This is a genomic window from Phytoactinopolyspora endophytica, assembly GCF_004138495.1.
In the GTDB taxonomy this organism is placed as follows: Bacteria; Actinomycetota; Actinomycetes; order Jiangellales; family Jiangellaceae; genus Phytoactinopolyspora; species Phytoactinopolyspora endophytica.
In genome coordinates this window covers 339,067-343,791 of record NZ_ML142852.1, presented here as the reverse complement: position 1 = coordinate 343,791, position 4,725 = coordinate 339,067, and the positions used below count along the sequence as shown (strand labels likewise).

The 4,725-nt window shown below is 66.5% G+C and carries 4 protein-coding genes; 2 read left to right on the top strand and 2 right to left on the bottom strand.

Annotated features, from left to right (window positions below; genetic code table 11):
• Both ELR45_RS09995 and ELR45_RS09990 read right to left on the bottom strand, forming a co-directional pair.
• Positions 1-985: PLP-dependent aminotransferase family protein (locus tag ELR45_RS09995; RefSeq protein WP_205856315.1), on the bottom strand; the 985-nt coding region annotated here is incomplete at its 3' end.
• The gene (locus ELR45_RS09990; protein ID WP_129665563.1) at positions 982-1,773 is read right to left on the bottom strand and encodes a tryptophan 2,3-dioxygenase; all 792 of its coding nucleotides are present in this window, start codon (positions 1,771-1,773) and stop codon (positions 982-984) included. The genes ELR45_RS09995 and ELR45_RS09990, both read right to left, overlap by 4 nt.
• 220 nt (positions 1,774-1,993) lie before the next feature.
• Here ELR45_RS09990 and ELR45_RS09985 point away from each other — a divergent pair, with 220 nt between their 5' ends.
• On the top strand, positions 1,994-3,115 hold the full coding sequence (locus ELR45_RS09985; protein ID WP_129665561.1) for a hypothetical protein: 1,122 nt from the start codon (positions 1,994-1,996) through the stop codon (positions 3,113-3,115).
• A gap of 30 nt (positions 3,116-3,145) precedes the next feature.
• On the top strand, positions 3,146-4,725 hold a 1,580-nt coding region (locus ELR45_RS09980; RefSeq protein ID WP_205856314.1), incomplete at its 3' end, for an alpha/beta hydrolase family protein.

Here is a 4,725-nt window from a genome sequence, read left to right as displayed (position 1 = left end):
TGAGCACGTCGTCGGGAATCTCCAGCTCGTCGAAGGCACCTGCGAGTACTGCCACCTGATGCTGCGAGACTTGGCGCAGGAAACCCGGGGTCAGCTCGTGCTCGGCACGGAACCGGAACGCGCGGGCCGCCCGGTAGTGGCTGGTGGGATCGTAGGTGGCTCCGGCGAATCTGGCCGCACCGTGCGGGTACGGCACACGGTCCGGGTCCGGCTCATCGGCCAGTGCACCGAACTCGGCGAACCAGCCGGTCACGGCGGGTCGGAACCGGTCGCCGTGCGGGGGGATCCGGAGGAAACAGTTGCCCTCGCCCAGCTGCAGGTACTTGTAGCCGCCGCCGACCACCCACGCGTGTTCGAGGCCCATCTCGGCGACGGGCATCGGCATGACACCGAGCGCGTGGTAGACGTCGACGAGCAGCTCGGTCTCCGTGGCGGAACACGCGGCCGCGACGTCACCGAGTCCGTGGACGATGCGCGACGTCTCGAAGAGCACGGACGACACCAGCACTGCGCTGGTGCGCCCGTCGACCTCTGCCGCGAGGCGTTCGGCCAGCGTGTCGACAGGGTCGGTTGGCACACGGACGACCTCGAGCCCTTCTTCTGCGAGGCGCGCGAGTTGGCGGCGCAGAGTGTGAAACTCTCCGTCGGTGGTGACCAGCCGCGGGCGGCGCCGCAGGTCGAGCGCCGAGAGGAATCTGACGACGAGCTCGTGCGTGTTGGCCCCGAGCGCGATCTGCGCCGACGGGTCGTCGAGCCACGTCCGAAACCCCGCGGCAACCTCGTCTGCCTTTGCCGAGGCGCGTTCCCATTTCGCGTCGACGTCGCGAGCGGCGTCGTCGAACGCCTTCAGCTGGCCTTCCACGGCGACGTCGGGCCACGCCTGGTGCGAATGACCGGTGAGCAGAAGCCGATCGGAGACGCGGAACCGTGAGTAGTGGCGTGCGAGCGCGTTAGGAGTGGACCGTAGCTCGCCGAGTGTCGTCACAGGCGGCTCCGGACGCTCCACAGGTCGGGGAATGCGGTGGTGCCGACCGTCGTGAACAGGTAGGCCGCACCGGACGAGCCCCCAGTTCCTGTCTTGTCACCGATGGTGCGCTGAACCATCTTGACGTGCCGGTACCGCCACTCCTGCAAGCCTTCGTCCAGGTCGACGAGGTGCTCGCAGACGGTGGCAGGGTTCGCATCGTCGCGATAGACCCGCAACAGCAGGTCCTGCACAGCGGCGGACGGCTCGGCTGGTTTGCTCATGTCGCGCTCGGTCGCCTCCACCGGCACGTCGTAGCCGTGCTTCGCCAGGTAGCGGAGGAAAGAGTCGAACACCGACGGCCGCTGCATGCGCTCCGCGATCCGCTCGCGCTCCGTGCTGCCCTCCGGATAGTGCCGGAACACGCGGGGGTCGCGGCGGCCCAGAAGCGCTTCCAACTCCCGGAATTGGGCCGACTGGAAACCGCTGGACGCCTCCAGCCGGTCCCGGAAGCTCGCGAACTGGCTCGGCGTCATGGTCTCCAGAACGTCGATCTGTGCCACCGCCACCTTCAGGATGGTGAGTGCACGCCGCAGGGTTCGTACCGCGTGTGGTGTGTCGCCGGCCTCCAGCCGGCCTTGCAGGTGATCGAGCTCGTGCAGGAGTTGTTTGAACCAGAGCTCATAGACCTGGTGAATGACGATGAACAGCATCTCGTCGTGTTCGTCGGAACGAGGGCGCTGGGCGGCGAGCACCTCGTCCAAGGCGAGGTACGAGGTGTAGGTCAGTGCGGCGTGCTGATCGTTCATTGCGTAGCCACCATCTCATGGAGCCGGTGCCAAAGCGGGACAAAAGCGAGATGAAAGCGGGCGGTCGGAGACTTCGGAGTGTGGACTCGCTCAGTCCGGGTTTTGAGCCGGCGAGCCGACTCGATAACAAGCGTAGGCAACCACGAGGGCGCCACGCGCATCGTCATGAGTAGACACCCGGAACGGCACAAGCGACAACAGGAACAGGGGGTTTCGCAACATGCCGACACGACAATCCATCGGTCTCGTGACCGTGGGGCTCGCAGCTGTCTTGGTTTCGGCCGCCGGCGCGGTGGCACACGCCGACGCGCAGCCAGGGGCCATGCAGCGTGATGCGCAGCCGGAGGGCACACAGAACGACGTGGTCCCGATCGATTTCGACGAGCTGGAACAGGGATCAGGTCTGGCCATCGCATGGTTCGCCGATGATGCCTTCCATCGCTATAACGTGAGCTGGGACGTAGAAACCGAACCTTTGGAAGCGTTCGCCGAGGTGGAAGGTATGACGCCGAGCGGACCCGAGGAAGGCTGGGTTGGCCTCACGAACCCGCCCGGTGACGAATCCCGGCAGATCGTGGAGTACGAACGAGACAACGACGGAAACGTCATTCTCGAGGTGGTGCGTGAGGGCGACCTGGGGCATCTCGTTGCGAGTGCGGACGGCCGATATTACGCCTACGTCGAGGACGGCGAGGATGTATTCGTCTCCTCGCCCAGTGGTGGATTCATCCTGCGTCACGACGACGCATACCCCGTCGGGTTCGCAGACGGCCTGATCGCCATCAATGACGTCACCGACGGCGAGCCCTCGGTCCACCTCCATGACTACATCTGCGACGACGAGGATGATCCCGACAGCTGCCGGGACTCCCGGATCGACGACGTGGTCGGTGCGACGGCGACCAGCGACACGACCGGCCTCATCGCGGTGACCGGTGAAGACGAGGACGGTGACGTGTACTCCGCGATTCTCGACACGAGCGATGACAACCGCGAGGTCTGGCGGAGCTACGAGCGACGCGTCGAGAGCTTCTCGCCGAATGGCGCGTACGCGGCCACGGTCGACATCCGCAGCGACGGTCTCGGATACACCGACGTCGAGATCATCGGCGCGTGGGAAGGTGAGACCCGGCTCCGGGCGGAGATGGACGTGTCGCAGCGGCTGGCCTGGGAGCCGGCGAACCGCATCACGCCCGGGAACCAGTTGGTCTTCGATGCATGGGACGACGGGGAACAGGCTCTCGTCCGCTGTGACGTGAGCGCAGGCTGTGAGCTGGCCACCGAGCCGGCGTCCGCGGAAGACCCGGTCGAGCTGCCGCCGCACCTGTTGGTCAGTCAATGACGCGCCACCTGCTGCGGTTAGGGTGCTGGTGTGACTCAAGCTGCCAAACCGGCGATCATCGACCTGCTCGAACTGTGCAGCTGGACGGTCTTCGACGTCGACGACGCGGGGCGCGTGCTGGCCGGATCCGACGCGAGCGGCTCCATGCAGTTGGTGGAGATCGGCCCTGACGGGTATCGCAACCAGCTCACCACATTGCCTGGCAAGTGCTCTGGCCGGTACGTGCCTGGGCGGCGCACAGCGGTGGTGGAACACGACGCGGGCGGGAACGAACGGGCTCAGCTCTCGCTGCTTGATCTGGAGAGGTCGCCGTCGATGGCGGCCGGCCTCGACGACCTCGAGGCACTGGTCCACGACCCGGCCTACATTCACACCTTGGTAGACGTCCGGCCGGGCGAGGTGGTGTTCAGCACCAATCGCCGCAACGGAGTGGACTTCGACGTCGTGGTGCGGGACCTCGACACCGGAAGCGACCGAGTCGTCTACGACGCCGGGGGCTTCGTGTCCACGGTCGACGTGGACGGCGACACTGTGGCGGTCACACTGCTCTCTCTGCAGCCGGCGTCGACGCACGTACGGATGGTCCGTGGCGGGGCGCTTCACGATGTGACCGCCGCCGACGACCATGCGTTGCACACAGCCGTCCACGTCGTCCCCGGCACGGAATCGGTCCTGATGGCCTCCAACCATGGACGCGACTTCCAGGCAGTGGTCCAGGTGGAGCCATCCGGGAGGTGGACCACCCTGATCGACTCGGACGACCACGACGTGAGCGCGCTTCCGTCGCCCGACGGATCGCGGCTGCTGATCGCCAGGCACATCGACGGCGGCGATGAGCTCGCGATCCATGGTCCCGACGGCCGTCGCCTCACGACGGTCGAGCTGCCCGGGCGAGGTGTGGTCTCTGCCGTGTGGTCGCCCGGTTCCGCCCTGCTGGCGGTCGGTCTGGTCACACCCACCAGCCCGGGTGACGTGCTCCTGGTCGACGCCTCCGACGGGACGGTGCGGACGCTCGTCGACGGGATGGCACAGATCACGCCGCAGATGCGGGATGCGCTGGTGGAGCCCGCCAGCGTACGTATCCCTACGCGGGATGGTGAGTCGATCCCGTGCTTCGTGTACGCGCCGCAAGAGCCGGCGGCCGATCTGGCGGGATCGGTGGTCATCAACATCCACGGTGGCCCCGAGTCCCAGGCACAGCGTCAGTTCAGCCCGGTCAACCAGGGTTTGGTCGCTGAGGGTCACATCGTGCTCGTACCGAACGTGCGTGGGTCGACGGGTTATGGCAAGCGCTGGTACTCCATGGACGACGTCGAGCTGCGGTTGGAATCCGTGCTCGACCTCGTGGACATCCGGGCGTGGGCGCCGAACGCCGGGGGCGACCCGGACAGAGTGGCCCTGTATGGCGGAAGTTACGGCGGGTACATGGTACTCGCCGGCCTGGCGATGCACCCCGGCATGTGGGCGGCGGGTGTGGATATCGTCGGTATGTCGTCGCTGGTCAGCTTCCTGGAGAATACGTCCGACTACCGGCGTGCGGTGCGCGAGCGGGAGTACGGAAACCTGGAACATGACCGGGACCTCCTGCTGCAGGCGTCGCCGTTGACGTA